The sequence below is a fragment of the Hyphomicrobium sp. NDB2Meth4 genome, from assembly GCF_900117445.1.
Classification (GTDB): Bacteria; Pseudomonadota; Alphaproteobacteria; order Rhizobiales; family Hyphomicrobiaceae; genus Hyphomicrobium_A.
The window spans coordinates 152,348-173,038 of sequence record NZ_FPEJ01000001.1; the positions used below are offsets into that span (position 1 = coordinate 152,348).

A 20,691-nucleotide genomic window follows, 5' to 3' on the forward strand; every position below is an offset into this window, starting at 1 on the left:
CGCAATGTCCTCATCTCTGATCGTTCAAGAAATCGATCACAGCATCCGCGATGTGCTTTGGCTGCTCCGGCAGCATGGCATGCCCCATGTGCGGGAAGGCGACCAGCCGCGCGTCGGCTCGCTTGGTGACGAAATCGAAGGCGTTCTGCGGAGGCGCGATCTTGTCCTCTAGTCCCTGGACGACAAGTGCCGGTGCCGTGCCGCCATTGAAGTACGGTTTGAAGTCCGTGCGCTCGGCGGCGGCGGCCTGAAGCTTCGCCGTCTTCGGATGCCAGCCGTCAATGAAGGCGTCCGGATTGTTGCCCTTGGCAAACATCGAGTTCGCCACCGCCTCGCGGTGTTGCTCCGGCGAAAGGGCGGCATCGTAGATTTTCCAGAACTCGTCCCATGTCGCCTTGTCGGGCTGAATCTCCCCGCCGCAGGCGAGCAGGATGAGGCCGATCACGCGGTCAGGATGAAGCGCCGAAACCGTTCTGGAGACGCGGTTGCCGAAGTTCTGGCCAAGCATGAAGACCCTGTCGCGGCCCAACCGGTCCGCAACCATCCAGACGTCCTCTCCGAGATTCTGCAGCTTCACGTCGTCCATCGGACCGGTGCTTGCGCCGATTCCACGCGGGTTGATGAGAACGACGTGATAGCCCGCCTTGGCCACGCTGTTGCCGAGAGCTTCGAAGTCCTGAGCTGGCCGCCCAAGCGAGGGATGCATCAAGACGGTCTTCCCGCTCCCTTTCTGGAATATCTCCAGGCGGACGTCGCCTTTCTCTACCATCGACCGCGACCAGCCCTCGAGTGCCGCTCCGAATGCAGCACTCCCGGGAACAATCGAAAGAAAGGCCACCGCGAGGATGCCAAAGGCCCAAATTCTTGTCGGCTGGACTGTGTGAAGGCTCATTTCGTTCCTTTTGACTGACGGGATCTATCGACCCGGCAGATGGTGATAACCGCCCAAGGATATCTGGATCGTCACCAGCCACCCGAAAACGACAACGCCGCGCACACCCCTCGGGGCGGCGCGGCGCGTCTCACCAGCCAGGAGCTGCATGCCTTACCGGTTAGGCACGCGGCTCGAGGCCGTATTCCTGCATCTTACGATAGAGCGTCGAGCGACCGATCTTCAGCCGTTTGGCGACTTCCGTCATGTGCCCGCGATAGCGGCCGAGCGCCAGACGGATCATGTCGGCTTCAATCTCGTCCAGCGGACGGATGTCTCCCGCCTCGGTGACGACCGGGATGCCCAGTGCACTGTCGCCCGCACCCGCCCGCACTTCCATCGTCTGCGGAATGATGCCTTCAGCTCCCAGCACTGCCGGCCCCTTGAAGGCTGGTTGCTTCGGCGCAGGCGCCGGCGCAGCGGGAACAGCGGTGTCGAAGCCCTCGACGTGAGCGGCGATCTGCGGGAACTCCGCAACCGTCAGCTCATGACCATCGGCGAGCACGACAGCGCGGAACACTGCGTTCTCCAGTTGGCGCACGTTACCCGGCCACGGGTAGCTCTTCAGCAGCCGCAGCGCGTCATCACTGATCGCGTTGATGCGTTTGCCTTCCTCGGCCGAGAACCGCGCCATGAAGTGCTGCGCCAGTTCGGCAACGTCGCCGAGACGCTCGCGCAGCGGCGGCACCCAGATCGGGAACACGTTGAGGCGATAGTAGAGATCCTCGCGGAACTTACCTTCGCGCACCATGTCGATCATGTTGCGGTTGGTCGCCGAGATGAGACGGAAGTTGACGCTCACCGGCTTCTTCGAGCCGACCGGATCGATCTCGCCTTCCTGCAACGCGCGCAGCAGCTTCACCTGCGCATCGAGCGGCAACTCGCCGATCTCGTCGAGGAACAGCGTACCGCCGTCCGCTTCCTGGAACTTGCCGATACGCTTGTCGGTAGCGCCCGTGAACGAGCCCTTCTCGTGACCGAACAGGGTCGACTCGACGAGGTTCTCCGGGATGGCGCCGCAGTTGACGACCACGAATGGCTTTCCGGCACGCTCGGACTCGCCCTGGATGGCCCGCGCGATCAGCTCTTTGCCGACGCCCGACTCACCCTCGATCAATACCGGGATGTTCGACGCCGCGGCGCGCTTGCCGAGAGCAACCACCCGCTCCATGCCTTCGCCACGTACAACGAGGTCGGAAAACGAGAGCGTACCCTCGACCTTCTTCTTGATGCGCGAAATCTCGCCGGCCAGCGCCTCGATCTTGAGCGCGCTCTTGATCGAAACTTCAAGCCGCTCCGGCGACACCGGCTTCACGACGAAGTCGACAGCACCGGCACGCATTGCGCTAATGGCGGTATCGATCGAGCCGTGGGCCGTCTGCACGATGACCGGCGGAACGCCCGGTCTGCCCTCGAGCTTCTCCAGCACACCCATGCCGTCGAGGCCGCCCATCACGAGATCGAGTAGAACCAGGGAAATATCTGCGCGCTCGGGCCCTTCGAGTATCTGCAGGGCTTGCTCGCCCGATCCCGCGGTTTTAGTACCGAAGCCGAGACGCTTGATTGTTTCTTCGAGAATGCGACGCTGGGTGGGATCGTCGTCGACGATAAGTATACTCTTGACCATGAGGCACTCGAACTCAACGTAAAAGCGGGACTGCCCCCGTCTCAGCCGAGTTCGAAATACCCTGATTGCGTCAGGATCGGACACTCGGCCACCGGCGGCTCACTCAACAAGGGCAAGACTGCCCAACAAGGGTAAACAAGCTGTTGCGAGAAAGCTCAGGTTGAGCCTTTTTTGCGCCCCACGAGTCTTTGAGGTCACTTTCAGTGTCCCGTCGCGAGGCACTTCAGAACGGTTAATTCTCTCAAATACGGAGCCAATGATGCGAGTCAGCGCCACAAAACTGCGAGCAACCTTCACCGCGCAGGACGGCGCGTCGGCCAACGCGGCCGCGGCACTCGGCCCCATGCCGGAGTGGAACCTCGCCGATCTTTATCCTTCGCCGACCTCCCCAGAAATCGCGCGCGACCTGGATAAGGCTGCCGCTGAGGCAAAGCGGCTGAAGGAAACCTACTATGGCAAGGTCGCCGCCGTTGCCGCAGACGGCGCCGCACTCGCCAAGGCGATCGAAGAGTTCGAACAGTTCGTCGAACTGACCGGCCGCCTCGGCTCGTTCGCCGGCCTTCACTACGCCGGCAACCAAGCTGATCCCGCGCGCGCAAAATTCTACGGCGATATCGCCGAGAAGCTCACCGCCATCTCCACCGACATCATCTTCTTCGAGCTCGAGCTGAACCAGATCGATGATGCTGTTCTCGATGCAGCGCTGAAAAACGAGAAGCTCGCGCACTACAAGCCGTGGATCGAGAACGTCCGCAAGGAGAAGCCCTACCAGCTCGAAGAAAAGCTGGAGCGCCTCTTCCATGAAAAGAGCCAGACGTCTGCCGGCGCCTTCAATCGCCTCTTCAATGAGACCATCGCCGCGTTGCGCTTCCCCGTCGAAGGAGAGACAGAGCCACTCGCGCTCGAAATGACGCTGAACCTTCTCTCCAGCCCGGACGAGAAGAAGCGCCAGGCCGGCGCCGAAGCGCTCGCCAAGGTCTTCAAGGACAACGTGCGGCTGTTTACGCTCATCACCAACACGCTCGCTAAGGACAAGGAGATCTCCGACCGCTGGCGCGGCTTCAAGGACGTCGCCGACTCGCGCCACCTCGCCAATCAGGTCGAGCCCGAAGTTGTCGATGCGCTGGTAACGAGCGTGCGCGCGGCTTACCCGCGCCTGTCGCATCGCTATTACGCGATGAAGGCAAAGTGGCTCGGCAAAGACAAGCTTGCCCACTGGGACCGCAACGCGCCACTGCCGCAGCGCCCCGATCGCACATTCGCCTGGTCTGAAGCGCAGCGCCTCGTCCTGGGCGCCTATCGTGACTTCGCTCCGCAGATGGCTGACGTCGCCGGCGAGTTCTTCGACAAGAATTGGATCGATGCACCAGCGCGTCCCGGCAAGGCACCCGGCGCATTCGCAGCTTCGACCGTGCCGTCAGTGCACCCGTACGTGCTGCTCAACTATCTCGGCAAACCGCGCGACGTGATGACTCTTGCACACGAGCTTGGTCACGGCGTGCATCAGATGCTGGCCCGCCCGCAAGGCGCGCTGCTGGCTTCGACACCGCTGACGCTGGCCGAGACGGCATCCGTATTCGGCGAGATGCTCGCCTTCAAGGCGATGCTGAAGCAGACCGAAGACGCCGGCGAGCGAAAGGCGCTCATCGCCGGCAAAGTCGAGGACATGCTCAACACCGTCGTGCGCCAGATCGCGTTCTATACTTTCGAGCGCAAGGTGCATGAAGCCCGCCGCCAGGGTGAGCTGACACCCGATCAGCTCGGCGAGATCTGGATGGGAGTGCAGGTCGAGAGCCTGGGTCCGGCGATCGACCTCAAGCCTGGCTATGAAGTGTTCTGGGCCTACATCCCGCACTTCATCCATTCGCCGTTCTACGTCTACGCGTATGCCTTCGGCGATTGCCTGGTGAACTCGCTCTACGGCCTCTACCAGGAGGCTCACCCCGGCTTCGTCACCAAGTACTTCGATATGCTCAAAGCAGGTGGTTCGAAGCACCATACCGAGCTGCTTGCCCCGTTCGGGCTCGACGCCTCCAAACCCGAATTCTGGAATAAGGGCCTGAAGGTCATCGAGGGAATGATCGACGAGCTGGAAACGGAGAGCACCTGAGGCTTGAAGCGCCTCATGGTTGGCCATACCTAGTGAGCGGATGCACAAGAAAAGGGGCACGATGGAAAATCGTGCCCCTTATTTTCCTTGCGCTTCAGAATATTCGGCTAAAGTCAAGGCTGTAAAGCTCGGCCGTGACCTATTAAGGGACACCCCGATACGGGGCGTTAGGGAATCGAAGCGCTCGCCATCTGCTGCACTGCAGCCTAGCAAATTGTGAGGTGCCGAGTGGCGCAATCGCAGTCGGCGGCTCGGGGCGCCGACCAGGGCTCCGTCGACGGAGTTCCGAACGAGAAGTTCTGGGCCCTCGTCGTTGGATCGATCGGCGTCGTCTACGGCGACATCGGCACGAGCCCCCTCTATGCTTTCAAGGAAGCGATCGTCGCCGCTAAGGGCGCGAGCTTCGCCGGTCGCGAGGCCGTGTTCGGAGTCCTGTCGCTGATCACTTGGGCCCTCCTGCTCATCGTGACGCTGAAGTACGTCTTCATCTTGCTGCGCGCAGACAACCGCGGCGAAGGCGGCATCTTCGCGCTGATGGCGCTCGGTCAGTCCGTCGCCAAGCGCAGCACGACCGTAATCATGGGACTGGGCATCGCCGGAGCGGCGTTCTTCTACGGTGACGCCGTCATTACGCCGGCAATCTCGGTGCTTTCCGCCGTCGAAGGCCTGCATCTGGTCTCACCCGCCTTCGACCATCTCGTTTTGCCGCTCGCGATCGTCATCATCATCGGTCTTTTTGCCGTTCAGTCGCATGGCACCGCCAAGGTCGCCGCCTGGTTCGGCCCCATCACCGTCGTCTGGTTTGTTGCGCTCTTCGTGGGCGGCATCATGAGCATCGCCACCAATCCCGACGTGCTCGTCGCGCTTAACCCGCTCTACGGCATCAAATTCGTCCTCAAGCACGGCGTCGTCGGGCTCACCGTGCTGGGCCTCGTGTTCCTGGCCGTAACCGGCGCCGAGGCGCTCTACGCCGACTTGGGCCACTTCGGCCGTAAGCCCATTCAGACCGCCTGGCTCAGCTTCGTGCTGCCCGCTCTCGTCGTGAACTACTTCGGCCAGGGCGCCCTCGTCCTCACCAATCCGCAGGCGCTCGAAAGCCCGTTCTACCTGCTCTACCCGGAGTGGGCACTGGTGCCGATGGTCATTTTGGCGACGGCCGCAACCATCATCGCCAGCCAAGCCGTCATCACCGGCGCCTTCTCACTGACGCGCCAGGCCATCCAGCTCGGTCTCTTCCCGCGCCTCGGCATCAAGCACACGTCCGAGAGTATGGCGGGCCAGATCTACATGCCGCGCGTCAACTGGATGCTGCTCGTCGCCGTTCTCTTCATGGTGCTGCTGTTCAAGTCGTCGAGCAGCCTGGCAGCAGCGTACGGCGTCGCCGTCACGGCCGAGATGGTCATCACCTCGCTCATCGCCTTCTTCGTCATCTGGCGCATGTGGGGTTGGAAGCTCTGGCAGACCGCCCTGCTGATCGTCCCACTGCTACTGATCGAGCAAGCTTTCTTTGCCGCCAACATGCTCAAGATCCTCGAGGGCGCCTGGGTGCCGTTGCTGATGGCCGGCTGCGTAGGACTGATTATGGTCACCTGGGTGCGCGGCTCTCGCCTGCTTGCGAGACAGACCCGCAAGAACGAGGCCGATCTCGACTGGCTGCTGCGAAAGCTCGAAGCCAAGCCGCCCCATCGTGTCGCCGGCACCGCGGTATTCTTCACCGCTGATCCGACAGCCGCACCAACAGCCCTGATGCACAACCTGAAGCACAACCGCGTGCTTCACGAGCGCAACATCATCCTCTCCATCCACACCGAGGACGTACCGCGCGTACCCCGCTACGAGCGAGTCAGTGTGGACCGCGTCTCAGATTCATTCGTGCGCGTCGTTGCCCGCTACGGCTTCATGGAAACGCCCAGCGTCCCGAAAATCCTCGACGTCTGCCGGCGCAAGGATCTCAATATCGACATCGGGGCAACATCCTTCTTCCTGTCGCGGCGCAACCTCAGGACAACGCCGAAGTCAGAGATGCCAGGCTGGCAGGACAGGTTGTTCGTCGCATTGGCGCGCAGCGCGCAGGATGCAACGACCTACTTCCAGATTCCGACCGACCGCGTCGTCGAAGTGGGAACCCAAGTCGCCGTTTGATGCGTTCTGCCCTACGGCACGCGTCACAGTCTGACCCGCGTCGGTGCAAGCGCCTTGCCAACGCGCATGTTTGTGCCGATATGCGTGCCATGGCCAACGAGGAAAACCGCTTTTCGGCACGCGCCGCCCGCTACATGAAGGTCGGCGCCAACGTCGGCAGCATCGCCGCTCGCGTTGCCGGGGAACGGCTATTCGGCGTAGAGCATGACCGCTCGCGTGCTGCCGCCGATCTCGCCGCTGCACTGGGAGGGCTCAAAGGCCCACTGATGAAGGTGGCCCAGCTTCTCTCTACCATTCCCGAAGCGATCCCTGCCGAGTATGCGCGCGAGCTGACGCAGCTCCAGTCGGCCGCGCCGCCGATGGGGCCGGCATTCGCCAAGCGCCGCATGCAGGTCGAGCTCGGCCCCGATTGGGCATCGCGCTTCGCCGCGTTCGATGTCGAAGCGGCAGCGTCGGCCTCGCTCGGCCAAGTGCACCGCGCCACTTCCCTCGATGGCCGCGCACTGGCGGTGAAGCTGCAATACCCAGACATGGCCTCCGCCGTCGAAGCCGACCTGACGCAGCTCAGGGCGATCTTCGCCATCCATGCGCGTATGAGCCCCGCGGTCGAGACGGGCGAGATCCTCAAAGAGATCGCCGCCCGGTTGCGCGAAGAGCTCGATTATGAGCTGGAAGCGCACCACACTCAGCTCTACGCCCTCATCTTCGCGGACGATCCTCTCATCCGCGTACCAGAGATCATCCCCGAGCTGTCGACCAAGCGCCTGCTCACCATGACCTGGCTCGATGGCGCTAAGCTGCTCGACTACAAGGACGCGCCGCTCGACGACCGCAACGCCATCGCTCGCGCCATGTTCCGCGCCTGGTGGTTCCCCTTCAGCCACTACGGAGTCATCCACGGCGACCCGCACCTGGGCAATTACACCGTATTCGAGCAGGCGGGGCATCCGGCGGGCATCAATCTGCTCGACTACGGCTGCATCCGCAGCTTCCGCCCGCAATTCGTCCAGGGCGTCATCGACCTTTATCAAGGCCTCCTTGCGGGTGACCGCGAACGTGTCGTGCACGCTTACGAGACGTGGGGCTTTGCCGGCCTGTCGAACGAGCTGATCGACGGCCTCACCATCTGGGCCCGCTTCATCTACGGGCCGCTCCTTGACGACCGCGAGCGCGCCATAGCCGAGCACACGAGCCCCGGCGAATACGGCCGCAAGGAAGCGATGACCGTGCACCAGATCCTGCGCGACAAAGGACCGGTGAAAATCCCGCGCGAGTTCGTATTCATGGATCGCGCCGCCATCGGCCTCGGCGGCGTTTTCCTGCACCTGGGCGCGCGTCAGAACTGGTATCGCCTGTTCAACGAGACAATCGACGGCTTCGACCTCGACGAACTCACGAGCCGCCAGCGCGCCGCGTTCACCGCGAGCCACGTTCCGCTCCCCTGATCCACGCATCGGCGAAAGCGAATTGTTACCGCGGTAACAGCGGCAGCCGTCTCGATCCGCAAATCTCCTTGGGCGTTGCGAATGACAAGCAGCGCCATTGCAGAAACGCCAAGGAGATTGATCGTGATTTCGTCTTTGAAAATTTCTCGACTGACTGCCTTTGTCGCAGCCGCTTTTGTGGCGGCTGGCGTCCTGTTGGCTCCGCCCGCTCAAGCGGGCGCATCGCAGGACGCAATGCGCCAGGGCACCTATCAAACAGTAAAATCGCCCATCAGCCCGGTCGCAGCCAAACTGAAGACACCTGGCAAGGGCGCCCGCAAGCAGTGCAATGGCAAGACCACATCCGAGTGCTGCGAGGGACTGTCCTATTGCGGCTGCTTCTATTTCCCCGGCAGCTCCGACGCCAACCATCCGACCTCGTGCGTGTCCAGCCCGCCGAAAGGCTGAACGCACGATCGACCAACGCGCGCAGGCGGTCCGCCCGGATCGCCTGTCGCTTTTTGCGCCGTTCGCCTCAGGGCTTGCTGCACGTATTGATGCCCAGCAGCGAGTAGGCCGGACAACGGCCAAAAATCCCGGTGATCAGGGGCACGATACCGATCCATCCCCAGATCGACTGATACTCAGGACCATAAAGTCCGAGCGCCACACCCACGAGCAGCAATCCGGCGATGATCCGCACAGCTCGATCGAGGCCGCCTTCGTTGATTGCCATCGCACCATCTCCAATCTCAACTTGACCTTCGAGGCATTATCCTAGGGTGATCACTACGCGCCGTTGTGATCTGTATCAACGCGCAGTCACCGCAAACCGCAAATCTTCGGCGGCGTCTTGCTGCAAACCATACGGGGATAGTTCAATGCTGCCGACCCGCGCGCTGATGGTAATGGCGGTGGCGCTGTTCCTCGCACCGCTACAGCCTGCGTGTGCGGACGTGGGCGACGCCAAGAAGGGCGAGACGCTCGCTCGTACACTTTGCGCCGAATGCCATCTCAATCCCGCACAGGGTGAGAAGCGTGGGCCGATGGGCGTTCCTGGCTTCGTTGCGGTCGCCAACCGGCCGCTGCAGACGGAGGAAGGCGTCGTCGAATGGCTGCAGTCGATCCCGCCGATGATGCCCAACCACCACCTCACGCAGGACGAGATGTACGACATCGCCGCGTTCATCATGTCGCTTCGTCAGGAGCCTTCGAAGTGATCGCTGCCTAGGCAACCGCCCCGGCGTGTACGCCGATGCGACGTGTCACAGACCGGCCAACGTGCACGCCGCCGGACTTCTCGTCGCCAAACTGATCCCCTTAACTTCACGTCGCAGACGGCAAATGCGCGCCAGCTCCGCCTGCGGCAAGGGCGGATGACTGATTGTCATAGGCCGGTCGACCAAGCGCGCCGCAAGATCCTTATTGAGCGACGACCTCGGGTCACTCTTTAGCTCCGTCACGTGCGAGACATAGACATAACGGGCGGGCTGCATGAATGAGGGTTGATTGGCGATAACCTCGATGATGATGAGCTTTCCAAGATTGACGACTTCACCCGCCGCAACGCTGAAAGTCGCAAAACCTTTCGGGTCGACAGATACGACATTCAGCGTTCCGCTCTTGTCCGGACGACTGCACGATGCCTCGACCACCTTGTAGGTTCCCGGAGCAATCTGGACCGAGCCCGTAACCTCGGCACCGGGATCCAGAATGGTTCCGGTGCCGAGCTTCACGTCCGATACCTTTTTCCCGCTCACTGAGCGCGGCATCTGGTTGTCGAGGGTACGCAGCGCGACCGACTTGCAGGACATCTCCTGATTGCGATCGATCACAGCCGTCATCAGAATGACGGCATCGCCGCTCTGCGTGAGCGCATCCATGTTGAGGTCATCAGATACGTGGCTGGTGCACGCGGCCAGCACCGTAGCCAACGCGAGGGCGATGCCCGCGGCAGCCGACGCGATCCAGCGCCTCGACCGTTCACCAGAGGCCAATCTGTGCCCTCTCGATCCTGTAGGCTTTCCCCGGCGACGTTACCGTCATCAACCGCGTAACGAGGGAGGACGAAAGCGCCGGAGCTTCGGCTCGCAACTGCTGCATCACGTCTGGTGCCATGTCGGCGACCGATATCCTCGCGGCGTCAGCCAGATAGTCGGTCGGCTCCAGGTTGAGCTTCCCAACGTTGACGGCCTCTCCAGCCGAAACCGTGAACTTGGCGAGCGATTGCCTGGGATTGCCCAACACAACAGAGCCGTCATGCTCGCCGACTCCCATCATGTACTTCATCTCGCCGACGGATTGGCAGGCCACGTAACCGATATGGTACGTCCCCGCGGGCAGGGAAACTTGACGAGGCGCCAAAGCGGCGGAGGCAGCCATGCCGCCCACCATAAGCGTCTTGTAAAGCTGGAAACGTCCGGGCGCAGCCTCGGTCGCCAAAGCGACGTTGCCAGTCCTGCAGGGCAAACCACCGTAGCTGATCTGCAAGAATGCGGCACCTTCGTTGGCGCTCTTGAGCGCGCTCAACGATTTGCTGTCGTCAATGCCTGGCGCACAAGCTGCAACGACGCTCGCGCATATAACGACCACGCAGCACCAGAGTATTCTTTGGAGCAGAGGCATCGGGCGAGCTCATCCATGCAATCATCGCCGTCTACTCCACCAATCAGAAGCTGCACAACTCCGCATTCTACGTTGTCGGCAGAACAGTCCGCATTTATCGCTCCGTGTGTCCCTGCTGCTAAGGCGTTTGCGCCGGATGAAAGCCGACGGGCGCTGCTGGGTTTTCGCGGTTGCCAACCGGCCGAGACAAGCGGCGGCTCACCACGCCATCGACACCCAGAAGCCCGCCCCGAGTGCAACCAGCGTTGCCGCCAGCGCCGGTCCGAGCAGCCTGCCGAAGCGCAGCCCGCCCGCGCTGATCCCAAGCCCCACTTTCGAAATGGAATTGACGCCGACCGCGATGAGAATGGCGGTAGCCGCGCTTGTTGCCGAGAGGCTATGCGGAGCAAGGCGCGCCATCGACATGCTGATCGCGTCGACGTCGAGGATGCCCGAGACGGCCGCCAGCGCATATGCACCGATTGCCCCCGCCCAAACGGCAATGCCATTCGCCAGCGCCATGATCACCGCCAGCAGCGCGCCGTACTGCAGCACCGACACGAGATCGAACGGATTCTTGAGGGTGAGAGGCGCCGTCTCCTCCTTGTCTGCGCCCGCGCGCCACGCGGAGAGCGCCGCAAACCCCGCCTGCACTAGCGCCCCCAGAACCAGGGGCAGCGCCAGCTTCACCAAGAGGGTGGCGTTGACCACTGCCACGACAGCCGCCACGCGCACCATCATCATCGCCCCGGACACCATCGTCGCCGCAGCGAACATCTCACGATGCGTCGGATATGCCCGCGCCATCTGCGCCATGTTCACGGTCACAGCGGTTGAAGAGACGAGACCGCCCGCAGCACCCGACAACAGCGCGCCGAGCTCCGGCCCGGCAACACGAATAGCGAGGTAGCCCGCGAACGAAAGCGTCGCGATGAAGATCGTCAGCAGCCACACTTCGCGAGGGTTGACCGGGAACCACGGCGTCACCACTCGGTCCGGCAGCAGCGGTAGCATGATTACCGTCATCGCCAGCAGGACCAGCCCCGAGCGCAACTCCTCCCATGTCAGCTTGGCGAGCGAAGCATGCAGCCATTGCTTGAGGGCCAGAAGCAGCGCCGTGGCAACGCCGGCCGCAGCGGCAAGGCCAGGATCGCCGAGCACCGCGAGCGCTCCAAGGGCAAACGCCAGCATCGCGGCAACCACCGTCGTTGCCCCGAACGTGCCCTCGTGCACCATTTCGCGATAGCGAAATGCAGCGATGACAACCGTGAAGCAGACGAACGCCAGGGCCAGCGCAATGCTCCCCCAGGCACCGGCCCCATAGACCAGCGCCCCCCAGACGCCGCCGAGCAGGCCCGACAGCGTTAGCGTGCGCAGACCGGCCGCCCGCTCCCCCTCGGGCTCGGCGCGTTGCTTCCAGCCCCGCTCGATGCCGATGATGAGGCCGATGGCGAGGGCGACTGCCAGACGCTGGAAAAGCTGATAGGGGTCCATGATGAACGCGTCCGCCTTGCGTATCACCAGACTAGCACCGCCCCCACTAACAACCCGTACGATGGGACAGGTTTACTAGGCCCTTCGGGTGCTTGATAGCCGGCGCCCACTGAGGTACCAAGTCAAATATAAAGAATACGCATTGGGGAGAGAAAACTGTGGCGATCGATTTGAGCGGCGGTAATCCCAACATGGATTACGGGCAGGCTGAACACACCTACAAGCAGTTCCTGCTGTTCGCGAAAGTGGGAGTTGTCTTCCTGGTGCTCCTGCTGGCCGGCATGGCCTTCTTCCTCACCTAAGAAATTCGCGCCGCGCGCTGCAGTGCTCGGCGCCAATTCATTCTGGCGCTTCGCACCGGCGGCGAGAGAAACCCCTCTCGATCGGACGATGCATGGTCACTATTGCGGTTACGGCCGAACCGGCGGATGAGCCGCGCGTTGCGGTCTCCCCTGAGACGGTCAAGAAGCTCGCGGCCCTCGGCGCCACTGTGAAGGTGGAAGCCGGGGCAGGCACGCGCTCACGCTTCTCTGACGAAACGCTCCGCGCTGCCGGCGCCGAGATTGCGGCCACGGCCGCCGATGCGCTGCGGGACGCCGACATCCTGCTTAGCGTACGCCGGCCCGCGGCCTCGGATGTCGCCGAGCTGAAGCCCGGCGCCCTCGTTATCGCAATGCTCGACCCCTACGGCGACAAGGCCGCTTTAGCCAACCTCGCCGCATCGAAAGCATCTCTTTTCTCCATGGAATTCATGCCGCGCATTACCCGCGCGCAGTCGATGGACGTGCTCTCGAGCCAGGCCAACCTCGCCGGCTACAAGGCTGTCGTCGATGCTGCGGCCATGTTCCAGCAGGCCATGCCTATGATGATGACGGCGGCGGGCACGGTTCCCGCCGCAAAAGTTTTCATCATGGGCGCCGGGGTCGCCGGCCTGCAGGCCATCGCCACCGCCCGCCGCCTCGGTGCTCAAGTCTCCGCCACCGACGTTCGCCCTGCCGCCAAGGAGCAGGTCGCCTCGCTGGGTGCCAAGTTCATCGCCGTCGAGGATGACGAGTTCAAGCAGGCGCAAACAGCCGCCGGCTACGCCAAGCCTATGTCGGTGGAATACCAGGCCAAGCAGGCAGAGCTCGTCGCCAATCACATCAAGAACCAGGACATCGTCGTCACCACGGCGCTGATCCCCGGCCGCCCGGCGCCGCGCCTCATCACCCGCGCCATGGTCGAGAGCATGAAGCCCGGATCGATCATCGTCGATCTCGCCGCCGAGCGCGGTGGCAACTGCGAGCTGACCAAACCCGGCGAGATCGTCGACCACGGCGGCGTGCGCATCTACGGCCCGCTCAACCTCGCTGGCGACCTCGCAATCAATGCCTCCAGCCTCTACGCCAAGAACCTCTATGCCTTCCTCGAGACTCTGATCGACAAGAAGGAAAAGAAGCTGGCGATCAATTGGGACGACGAGATCGTCAAGGGCACGCTTCTCGCCCGCGACGGTGCCCTCGTTCACCCCAGCCTGCAGGGAGCGGCCTGATGCGAACCCCGTTGCTCAAACTCGCGCTCCTTGCCGGCATGACGGCATCGGGAGCTGTCCCGGCATTCGCTGCCGGCGGCATCGGCGGCACGGTCGACCCGATCGTGCACGAGCTGATGGTGTTCGTAATGGCGATCTTCGTGGGCTACTACGTCGTCTGGAGCGTCACGCCCGCGCTGCACACCCCGCTCATGTCCGTCACCAACGCCATCTCCTCGGTGATCGTCGTCGGCGCGTTGCTGGCCGTCGCGGTCGAGCACGGCGCGGTCGACGGCTTCCTCTCGGGCGACACCCTCGCTTCCAAAACGTTCGGTGTCCTCGCTCTGATCATGGCCGCAATCAACATCTTCGGCGGCTTCCTCGTCACCCAGCGCATGCTCGCCATGTACAAGAAGAAGGGCGACAAGAAGTGATGACGCTCCACAGCGCCCACGGGGATCGCCTGCCATGCTGACACCCAACCTCACCGCCATCCTCTATCTCGTCTCCGGCGTGCTGTTCGTCCTAGCGCTGCGCGGATTGTCGAGCCCCGCCACATCGCGCCAGGGTAACTACTTCGGCATGCTGGGCATGCTGATCGCCATGGCAACGACGCTTGCCGTCGCCAACCCGCAGACGACGCTCACGTGGATCCTGCTGGCCATCGGCATCGGCATCGGCGGCACGATCGGCGCCGTCACCGCCCGCCGCATCGCCATGACCTCGATGCCCGAGCTGGTCGCCGCCTTCCACTCGCTCGTCGGCCTTGCCGCCGTGTTCGTCGCCGCGGCCGCCCTCTACGCGCCCGACGCCTTCGGCATCGGCGAAACCGGCAACATCCACTTTGCCTCGCTGATCGAGATGTCACTCGGCGTCGCCATCGGCGCCATCACGTTCACCGGCTCTGTCATCGCCTTCTTGAAGCTGTCGGCGCGCATGTCCGGCAAGCCCATCATCCTGCCCGCGCGCCACCTCATCAATATCGCCCTCTTTGCCGGGCTCATTTACCTGATCTACCTGTTCTGCCAGTCGGGCGGCGATCCCACCCTGTTCTGGGCCATCACCTTCGTGTCGATGCTGTTCGGCGTGTTGATCATCATCCCCATTGGCGGCGCCGACATGCCCGTCGTCGTGTCGATGCTGAACTCCTATTCCGGCTGGGCCGCCGCCGGCATCGGTTTCACGCTGTCGAACATCGCCCTCATCATCACCGGCGCACTCGTCGGCTCTTCCGGCGCGATCCTGTCCTACATCATGTGCAAGGGCATGAACCGCTCCTTCATCTCCGTGATCCTCGGTGGCTTCGGCGGCGAGACCGCTGGCCCTGCGGGCGGCGGCGAGCAGAAGCCGGTTAAGCTCGGCTCGGCTGAGGACGCGGCCTACGTGATGAAGAACGCCTCCAAGGTGATCATCGTCCCCGGCTACGGCATGGCCGTCGCCCAGGCACAGCACGCGTTACGCGAGATGGGCGATCAATTGAAGAAGGCGGGTGTCGAGGTGAAATACGCCATCCACCCCGTCGCCGGTCGCATGCCTGGCCACATGAACGTACTGCTCGCCGAGGCGAACGTCCCCTACGACGAAGTCTTCGAGCTCGAGGACATCAACTCCGAGTTCCCGCAGGCTGACGTCGTCTACGTCATCGGCGCCAACGACGTCGTCAATCCGGCAGCCGAGACCGACAAGACTTCACCGATCTACGGCATGCCCGTGCTGCAGGCGTGGAAGGCCGGCACGGTGCTGTTCAACAAGCGCTCGCTCGCCTCGGGTTATGCCGGCATCGACAATCCGCTGTTCTACAACGACAACACGGTGATGGTGCTCGGCGACGCCAAGAAGATGACAGAAGAGATCGTCAAAGCCCTCGCCCACTAAGGCTTGCGGCTGGTATTCCCGGTGGGATCGACCGAGTCTGGCGCTTTTCGCCGCGCTTTACCTGTGCCAACTTGATGTGGCACCTCCGCTCAGATCGGCTGGGCGGAGCAAGAGTGCATTTTCCATCTCTCCTTTTTTCAGGGGACCACACATGACAACCGGCAAATCATTCTTGGTCCATTCCGTTCTCGCGGCGATCGTGGCAGGCACCGCGCTAGTCGCATCGCTTGCGGCCCAAGCGAGTCCTGGCCCCTATCACTGCTACGTCATCAACGGCAGCGTCATCTGTCACGGCTACTGAGCTGTCTCGCGACGCCAGCGACTGCAGCCGGGTTGCCTACATTCTGAGATCTCCTCCTGCGCTCTTCTACCGGTCGTGACCTGCGGCGACGACCGGTAGACAGTCGGGCGCAGTTTGACACCTCTAGGAGGGATCGTGCGCAAGTTCTCGATATTCCTATTGGCCATTTGCGCGCTCTTCTCTGCCGCAAAGGCCAACGCAGCCCCGCGCTTTAAAGCTGTCGCCTTCGACTACTTCGTCCTCTTCAACGCCAACTCCGTCATTCCCAAGGTCGAGAAGGAATTCCCTGGCAAGGGCGTGGCATTCACCCAGGCCTGGCGCGCCCGCCAGTTCGACTACGGCTTCCTGCGCTCCATCACCAATCGTCAGAGCAATTTCTTCAAGGTCACCGAAGAGGCGCTCGTCTACACCGCCGAGGCCATGAAGCTGCCGTTGCCGCCCGACGTTCGCGCGCGCCTGCTCGACGCCTATCTCGCGCTCGATCCCTGGCCCGACACGGTCGACGCGTTGAAGAAGCTCAAAGCCGCCGGCGTGCGCATCATCACCATCGCCAACTTCTCTCCGCTGATGCTCCGCTCCAATGCCGATCGCGCTGGCATCACCGGCCTTTTCGACGAGTTGCTGTCGACGGAGGTCAATCACAGCTACAAGCCCGAGCCCCGGGCGTACGCCCTCGGAATGGAGCGGCTTGGCCTGAAAAAGAATGAAATCGCCTTCGCTGCGTTCGGCGGCTGGGACGCGTTCGGCGCCAAGAGCTTCGGCTATCCAACCTACTGGGTGAACCGCTTCAATCTTCCGGCCGAGCAGCTAGACCTCCCGCCCGACGGCACGTCGAACGACATGACTGGACTGTTACAATTCGTGCTCGGCGATGCTCCCGGCGAGGACAAGCAATAGCGTCTGGACAAGCCGCTGCAATGCCCGCATGCTCCCGGTCGTTTGATCACAGACGATCCAATTGCAAGAGCATGGCGCGCGTCTCCTTCACACCAACATTGCAGCGGCACATCGCCTGTCCGCCCGTTGACGTAGCCGCTGCGACGGTGCGCGAAGCGCTCGATGCCGCCTTTGCCGGAAATGCTCGCGCTCGCGCTTACGTCCTCGATGACCAATCCGCGCTGCGCAAGCACATGGTGATTTTCATCGACGGCAAACGTGTCCAGGATCGCGTGAATCTCTCCGATCCCGTCCTCGAGAACGGAGAGATCTTCGTATTGCAGGCCCTGTCGGGCGGCTAGCTCGGCGCATTGAGGCAAAGCCACCCGAAGAGGCAGCATGTCCGACCGCATTTACGTCGCAACGCGCAAAGGTCTTTTCACACTTGCTCGCCAAGACGGCACCTGGCAAATCTCCGGCACCGACTTCCTCGCCGACAACGTGTCGATGATGCTCGCCGATCCGCGCGACGACACGCTCTACGTTGCGCTCGATCACGGGCATTTCGGCGTAAAGCTCCACCGCAAGTCGGGTGACGGCGCGTGGGAAGAATGCGCCACGCCCACCTTTCCCGAGAAGCCCGAGGGCCAGGAAGACGACGTCGACATGTGGGGCAGACCCATTCCCTGGTCGACCGTGCGCGTCTGGGCGCTGGAAGCAGGCGGCCCCGATCAACCGGGCTTGCTGTGGTGTGGGACAATCCCGGGCGGTCTCTTCCGCTCCAGCGACCACGGCTCGAGTTGGGAACTCGTGCGCTCCCTCTGGGATCATCCAAAGCGCCGGCAATGGGTCGGCGGCGGCGCCGACCTTCCCGGCATACACTCCATCTGCATCGACCCGCGCGATTCAAAGCGCGTTCAAATCGGCGTCTCGTGCGGCGGCGTATGGAGTTCGCTCGACGGTGGCGACACCTGGGACTGCTCTGGCGAAGGCATGCGCGCCGCATACATGCCGCCCGAGCAGCAATATGATCCCAACCTTCAGGACCCCCATCGCGTCGTGCAGTGCCGCGAGAGCCCTGATCGCCTCTGGGTCCAGCATCACAACGGCATCTTTCGGTCCGACAATTGCGGCGCCCGCTGGGAGGAAATCACCGAAGCGGGCCCCTCCGTCTTCGGCTTTGCCGTGGCCGTGCACCCATCCGAACCCGATACCGCCTGGTTCGTCCCCGCCATTAAGGACGAAAAGCGCATCCCCGTGTCCGGCGAGATCGTCGTGACGCGCACCCGCGACGGCGGCCGCAGCTTCGAAACCCTGCGCAACGGACTGCCGCAGAAGCACGCTTACGATCTCGTCTATCGCCACGCGCTCGATATCGACACCACCGGCAATCGCCTATCGTTCGGCAGCACCACGGGCAACCTTTGGGTGACCGAGGATCAGGGCGACTCCTGGCAATGCGCGGCTCAGCACCTGCCGCCGATTTATGGCGTGCGCTTCGCCTAAACCGCAGGCAACCCCGCTCTCGCTGGACGAGCGTTACCCGAATGCTCCATATCGATGGGTCGATGGGCTCAACCGGTCGGGGGCAGCGCTTGCATATTTGGGAACGCAGAAAACGCCTCTGCGGGTATCTCCTTGCTCTCACCTTCGCGCCGCTGCCCTCGGCAGCCGATGAAGGCTTCTTCGTCGGCAAGCAACCAGCCGCCGTGCGCGCCGCGTGGAACTCTGTGTACGCTTTCGTATGCGAGGGCCGCGGCGGCCGCTACGTCGCCAGCGCCTTCCTCGTCGGCAAGCGCGAAAACGGCAAGCGCGCCGACTTCTACTTCATCACAGCGGGCCACGCCGTCGACGATTGTCGGCAGCCGAACCGCTACCTCACCGCCGACATCAACCAGCCGCGCTTTGAGTCCGACGGCATCACACGCGCGCCCCGCCCCGCCCGCCTCGGTGACGTTCGCCCCGTCCAGGTCGACGATGCCTATGACATCGCCGTCGTCAAAGTAACGGCCCCCACCAGGACGCCGATAGGTGCGCCTTTGCAGATCGGCCACAACTGCAACGACGCTTTGCGCAAGGAGATCTACGCCATCGGCTTTCCCGGTGTCACCCAGCGCAAATCGCTGAAGGGCATGAGCGAGACGAAGCGCTGGAGCCGCGGCAAATTCGTCGGCCTCGGCCGCGCCGAATTCCGCGGTGCGCCGTATACCTACATCGCCTCCACCGTCGATTCCCTGCCCGGCAGCTCCGGCGGCCCCGTGATCGACGAGAAAGGCAATTTGATCGGTGTCATCGCCAAGGGTGCCGCCGCCCCCGAAAATGGATTTCGTTATGATGTCGACCCGAAGAACCCAGGCGACTGGCAGACATTTCTCGTTCCCTGCCAGGCTGCGCTGCGAATTCTTCAACAAAGCGGGCTATCGTCCGCCGGCTAAAACGCCCTGCGCATGGCTCGGTTGCTGCAGTCTGCTCCACAACGGCACCGAACCTTGCAAAGGTTTCACCAACACCACCAGCTTATGCGCTAAGCCCACCCAGCAACGATATATCTGACGCCATGATCAAGCTTCGCCTGAGTTTGCTCGTCGCCACCGCCGCCGCTACGCCGGTGCTGGCCGAACCGGTTACATCGACCTCGCCGTCCCCCATCACGGCGCCGTCGCTGACCGATCCCCTGCTCAATTCACCCTCGACTGATCCGCTGCTGACCGAGCCCGGCGTCCGCAAGGGCACGCGCAATTATAAGGCCGGCGCGGAAACCGTGTCCCCTGACACCGAGTCGAAGGGACTGAGCAACAAAGAGAAGCTCGCCCAGTGCATGGATACCTGGGACACCGGCACCCACATCACCAAGAGCAAGTGGCGCGAGATCTGCCAGCGTCAGCTCAACGAGCGCTGACGTCGGACCGCTGCTGCTGCTCGCCGCTGCTCGTCTTCTTCCCATCCCCTCCGGGCGAGCAGCGCTCCATCGGCAGCGCTGTCGTCAACCAGCCGTCCTTCGACACCGTGACGACGTAGCGGCGACACCCCAGCACCGCCCCCTTCACGAATTGCACGCGAAATAGCGCCTGCTCCGGCTTGCGCTGGCGCGGCCATACGAACTCCGCTCCATTTGCGGTCTTGGCAATTGCAGTGTCGACGGCATACGCCGCATTTCGATAGTCCGCCGCCGTCAAACGCGCCAGCAATGCGCGCGAAAGATCGGGGTGCAGCCCCGCCGCCATCGCCCGCCGCTGGTAGGGATCTTTCGGATCGACCTGCGGCGGTGGAAGCGGCTGCGGATCGCCATCTTCCTCAGGCGCCGCTTCATCGATCGATGCCGTTTCGACCGGCGCCGCATCGGGCGGCACGGGCGCATCGACGGCGATCGTCGCATGCGGCTCGGCCATCGGCACCATTGCCGCATCGCCGGGTTCATCGGCTGGCGGCGGAACGGGCGCACCCATCGGCGCACTGGCCGCCATGTTGGCTTCCCCCATCACCGAGCTTCGGCTATCGAGCATCCGCATCAGCTGGGCCGCGCGCTCCCCCACCTGCGCGAGCCAATCGCCCGGTGCATTGAGCACCAGCCAACTGCCACCGAACAGTACCAGCAGCACCAGGCTCGCGCTCAGCATGCTGCTGCCGCGCTGCCGCGGCGGGTAGATCGGCTCCCCGGCGTCGAGCGGCCCCAGTGTGTCGTCGGGTCGCTCTCGCACAAAGTCGAAGCTATAGCGTTCGGGTGAAGGCGCCTCATGGCGCCGCGCGGGAACCGGCATGCATACCCCCATGATATCTCAAGAGATATCGTTCCCGCT

General features: G+C 63.0%; 22 protein-coding genes. 15 read left to right on the forward strand and 7 right to left on the reverse strand.

Translation table 11 applies throughout. The features are described from left to right. Positions 1-10 precede the first annotated feature (10 nt). Positions 11-892: an alpha/beta fold hydrolase gene (locus tag NDB2M4_RS00690; protein WP_083555573.1), complete on the reverse strand. Its 882-nt coding sequence runs from the start codon at positions 890-892 to the stop codon at positions 11-13. A gap of 160 nt (positions 893-1,052) precedes the next feature. After that, complete coding sequence (locus NDB2M4_RS00695; protein ID WP_072369079.1) at positions 1,053-2,558, reverse strand: sigma-54-dependent transcriptional regulator; 1,506 nt, start codon at positions 2,556-2,558, stop codon at positions 1,053-1,055. 259 nt (positions 2,559-2,817) lie between these two features. Here NDB2M4_RS00695 and NDB2M4_RS00700 point away from each other — a divergent pair, with 259 nt between their 5' ends. From NDB2M4_RS00700 to NDB2M4_RS00715, 4 genes are all read left to right on the forward strand, one after another. Next, positions 2,818-4,668: a M3 family oligoendopeptidase gene (locus NDB2M4_RS00700; protein WP_072371527.1), complete on the forward strand. Its 1,851-nt coding sequence runs from the start codon at positions 2,818-2,820 to the stop codon at positions 4,666-4,668. A gap of 228 nt (positions 4,669-4,896) precedes the next feature. Next, complete coding sequence (locus NDB2M4_RS00705) at positions 4,897-6,810, forward strand: potassium transporter Kup (protein ID WP_072369080.1); 1,914 nt, start codon at positions 4,897-4,899, stop codon at positions 6,808-6,810. An 89-nt stretch (positions 6,811-6,899) separates the two neighbouring features. Beyond that, a complete protein-coding gene (locus NDB2M4_RS00710) occupies positions 6,900-8,255 on the forward strand; it encodes an ABC1 kinase family protein (RefSeq protein WP_139247037.1) in 1,356 nt (451 codons plus the stop codon). An 81-nt stretch (positions 8,256-8,336) separates the two neighbouring features. Next, positions 8,337-8,702: a hypothetical protein gene (locus NDB2M4_RS00715; RefSeq protein ID WP_139247038.1), complete on the forward strand. Its 366-nt coding sequence runs from the start codon at positions 8,337-8,339 to the stop codon at positions 8,700-8,702. A gap of 67 nt (positions 8,703-8,769) precedes the next feature. Here the strand turns inward: NDB2M4_RS00715 and NDB2M4_RS00720 are convergent, their stop codons facing one another. Further along, complete coding sequence (locus tag NDB2M4_RS00720; RefSeq protein WP_072369083.1) at positions 8,770-8,970, reverse strand: YgaP family membrane protein; 201 nt, start codon at positions 8,968-8,970, stop codon at positions 8,770-8,772. A gap of 145 nt (positions 8,971-9,115) precedes the next feature. Between NDB2M4_RS00720 and NDB2M4_RS00725 the strand changes: the two genes are divergently transcribed. Beyond that, positions 9,116-9,454, forward strand: coding sequence for a c-type cytochrome (locus NDB2M4_RS00725; RefSeq protein ID WP_072369084.1), 339 nt, complete (start codon positions 9,116-9,118; stop codon positions 9,452-9,454). Between the two features lie 45 nt (positions 9,455-9,499). On the opposite strand, the gene NDB2M4_RS00730 is transcribed toward NDB2M4_RS00725, so the two are convergent. From NDB2M4_RS00730 to NDB2M4_RS00740, 3 genes are all read right to left on the reverse strand, one after another. Continuing rightward, a complete protein-coding gene (locus NDB2M4_RS00730; RefSeq protein WP_072369085.1) occupies positions 9,500-10,231 on the reverse strand; it encodes a hypothetical protein in 732 nt (243 codons plus the stop codon). After that, positions 10,218-10,763: a hypothetical protein gene (locus NDB2M4_RS00735; protein WP_139247039.1), complete on the reverse strand. Its 546-nt coding sequence runs from the start codon at positions 10,761-10,763 to the stop codon at positions 10,218-10,220. Before NDB2M4_RS00735 ends, NDB2M4_RS00730 begins: the two co-directional genes overlap by 14 nt. Positions 10,764-11,057: 294 nt before the next feature. Beyond that, entirely contained in the window at positions 11,058-12,359 is a 1,302-nt protein-coding gene (locus NDB2M4_RS00740; protein ID WP_244536013.1) for an MgtC/SapB family protein, read from the reverse strand. A gap of 131 nt (positions 12,360-12,490) precedes the next feature. Here NDB2M4_RS00740 and NDB2M4_RS00745 point away from each other — a divergent pair, with 131 nt between their 5' ends. The 10 genes from NDB2M4_RS00745 to NDB2M4_RS00785 all read left to right on the forward strand — a co-directional run bounded on the left by NDB2M4_RS00745 (position 12,491) and on the right by NDB2M4_RS00785 (position 19,793). After that, a complete protein-coding gene (locus NDB2M4_RS00745; RefSeq protein WP_072369087.1) occupies positions 12,491-12,634 on the forward strand; it encodes an aa3-type cytochrome c oxidase subunit IV in 144 nt (47 codons plus the stop codon). A 92-nt stretch (positions 12,635-12,726) separates the two neighbouring features. Next, complete coding sequence (locus NDB2M4_RS00750) at positions 12,727-13,863, forward strand: Re/Si-specific NAD(P)(+) transhydrogenase subunit alpha (RefSeq protein WP_072369088.1); 1,137 nt, start codon at positions 12,727-12,729, stop codon at positions 13,861-13,863. Positions 13,864-13,901: 38 nt separating this feature from the next. Continuing rightward, positions 13,902-14,276 carry a proton-translocating transhydrogenase family protein gene (locus NDB2M4_RS00755; RefSeq protein ID WP_244536056.1) on the forward strand — a complete coding sequence of 125 codons (375 nt, stop codon included), beginning with the start codon at positions 13,902-13,904 and terminating at the stop codon, positions 14,274-14,276. Between the two features lie 37 nt (positions 14,277-14,313). Next, complete coding sequence (locus NDB2M4_RS00760) at positions 14,314-15,717, forward strand: NAD(P)(+) transhydrogenase (Re/Si-specific) subunit beta (protein ID WP_072371532.1); 1,404 nt, start codon at positions 14,314-14,316, stop codon at positions 15,715-15,717. A gap of 151 nt (positions 15,718-15,868) precedes the next feature. Beyond that, the gene (locus tag NDB2M4_RS20115; protein ID WP_171987992.1) at positions 15,869-16,018 is read left to right on the forward strand and encodes a hypothetical protein; all 150 of its coding nucleotides are present in this window, start codon (positions 15,869-15,871) and stop codon (positions 16,016-16,018) included. Between the two features lie 135 nt (positions 16,019-16,153). Then, positions 16,154-16,915: a haloacid dehalogenase type II gene (locus NDB2M4_RS00765; RefSeq protein WP_072369090.1), complete on the forward strand. Its 762-nt coding sequence runs from the start codon at positions 16,154-16,156 to the stop codon at positions 16,913-16,915. 71 nt (positions 16,916-16,986) lie between these two features. Next, the gene (locus tag NDB2M4_RS00770) at positions 16,987-17,256 is read left to right on the forward strand and encodes a MoaD/ThiS family protein (RefSeq protein WP_072369091.1); all 270 of its coding nucleotides are present in this window, start codon (positions 16,987-16,989) and stop codon (positions 17,254-17,256) included. Positions 17,257-17,293: 37 nt separating this feature from the next. Beyond that, positions 17,294-18,400 (forward strand): WD40/YVTN/BNR-like repeat-containing protein, encoded by a 1,107-nt coding sequence (locus NDB2M4_RS00775; protein ID WP_072369092.1) that lies wholly within the window; start codon positions 17,294-17,296, stop codon positions 18,398-18,400. Positions 18,401-18,489: 89 nt separating this feature from the next. Further along, on the forward strand, positions 18,490-19,329 hold the full coding sequence (locus tag NDB2M4_RS00780) for a S1 family peptidase (protein WP_171987993.1): 840 nt from the start codon (positions 18,490-18,492) through the stop codon (positions 19,327-19,329). Positions 19,330-19,451: 122 nt separating this feature from the next. Next, complete coding sequence (locus NDB2M4_RS00785; protein WP_072369094.1) at positions 19,452-19,793, forward strand: hypothetical protein; 342 nt, start codon at positions 19,452-19,454, stop codon at positions 19,791-19,793. Here the strand turns inward: NDB2M4_RS00785 and NDB2M4_RS00790 are convergent. Continuing rightward, a complete protein-coding gene (locus NDB2M4_RS00790) occupies positions 19,780-20,652 on the reverse strand; it encodes a hypothetical protein (RefSeq protein WP_072369095.1) in 873 nt (290 codons plus the stop codon). The two genes, NDB2M4_RS00785 and NDB2M4_RS00790, sit on opposite strands and share 14 nt — an antisense overlap. Between the last annotated feature and the right edge of the window lie 39 nt (positions 20,653-20,691).

What these genes read in the sequence shown, in the direction of transcription:
- NDB2M4_RS00695 (WP_072369079.1), bottom strand. Translation starts at nt 2,558, where the DNA reads ATGGTCAAGAGTATACTTATCGTCGACGACGATCCCACCCAGCGTCGC.
- NDB2M4_RS00755 (WP_244536056.1), top strand. Translation starts at nt 13,902, where the DNA reads ATGACGGCATCGGGAGCTGTCCCGGCATTCGCTGCCGGCGGCATCGGC.
- NDB2M4_RS00715 (WP_139247038.1), top strand. Translation starts at nt 8,337, where the DNA reads ATGACAAGCAGCGCCATTGCAGAAACGCCAAGGAGATTGATCGTGATT.
- NDB2M4_RS00770 (WP_072369091.1), top strand. Translation starts at nt 16,987, where the DNA reads ATGGCGCGCGTCTCCTTCACACCAACATTGCAGCGGCACATCGCCTGT.
- NDB2M4_RS00690 (WP_083555573.1), bottom strand. Translation starts at nt 892, where the DNA reads ATGAGCCTTCACACAGTCCAGCCGACAAGAATTTGGGCCTTTGGCATC.
- NDB2M4_RS00700 (WP_072371527.1), top strand. Translation starts at nt 2,818, where the DNA reads ATGCGAGTCAGCGCCACAAAACTGCGAGCAACCTTCACCGCGCAGGAC.
- NDB2M4_RS00785 (WP_072369094.1), top strand. Translation starts at nt 19,452, where the DNA reads ATGATCAAGCTTCGCCTGAGTTTGCTCGTCGCCACCGCCGCCGCTACG.
- NDB2M4_RS20115 (WP_171987992.1), top strand. Translation starts at nt 15,869, where the DNA reads ATGACAACCGGCAAATCATTCTTGGTCCATTCCGTTCTCGCGGCGATC.
- NDB2M4_RS00790 (WP_072369095.1), bottom strand. Translation starts at nt 20,652, where the DNA reads ATGCCGGTTCCCGCGCGGCGCCATGAGGCGCCTTCACCCGAACGCTAT.
- NDB2M4_RS00720 (WP_072369083.1), bottom strand. Translation starts at nt 8,970, where the DNA reads ATGGCAATCAACGAAGGCGGCCTCGATCGAGCTGTGCGGATCATCGCC.
- NDB2M4_RS00710 (WP_139247037.1), top strand. Translation starts at nt 6,900, where the DNA reads ATGGCCAACGAGGAAAACCGCTTTTCGGCACGCGCCGCCCGCTACATG.
- NDB2M4_RS00775 (WP_072369092.1), top strand. Translation starts at nt 17,294, where the DNA reads ATGTCCGACCGCATTTACGTCGCAACGCGCAAAGGTCTTTTCACACTT.
- NDB2M4_RS00750 (WP_072369088.1), top strand. Translation starts at nt 12,727, where the DNA reads ATGGTCACTATTGCGGTTACGGCCGAACCGGCGGATGAGCCGCGCGTT.
- NDB2M4_RS00725 (WP_072369084.1), top strand. Translation starts at nt 9,116, where the DNA reads ATGCTGCCGACCCGCGCGCTGATGGTAATGGCGGTGGCGCTGTTCCTC.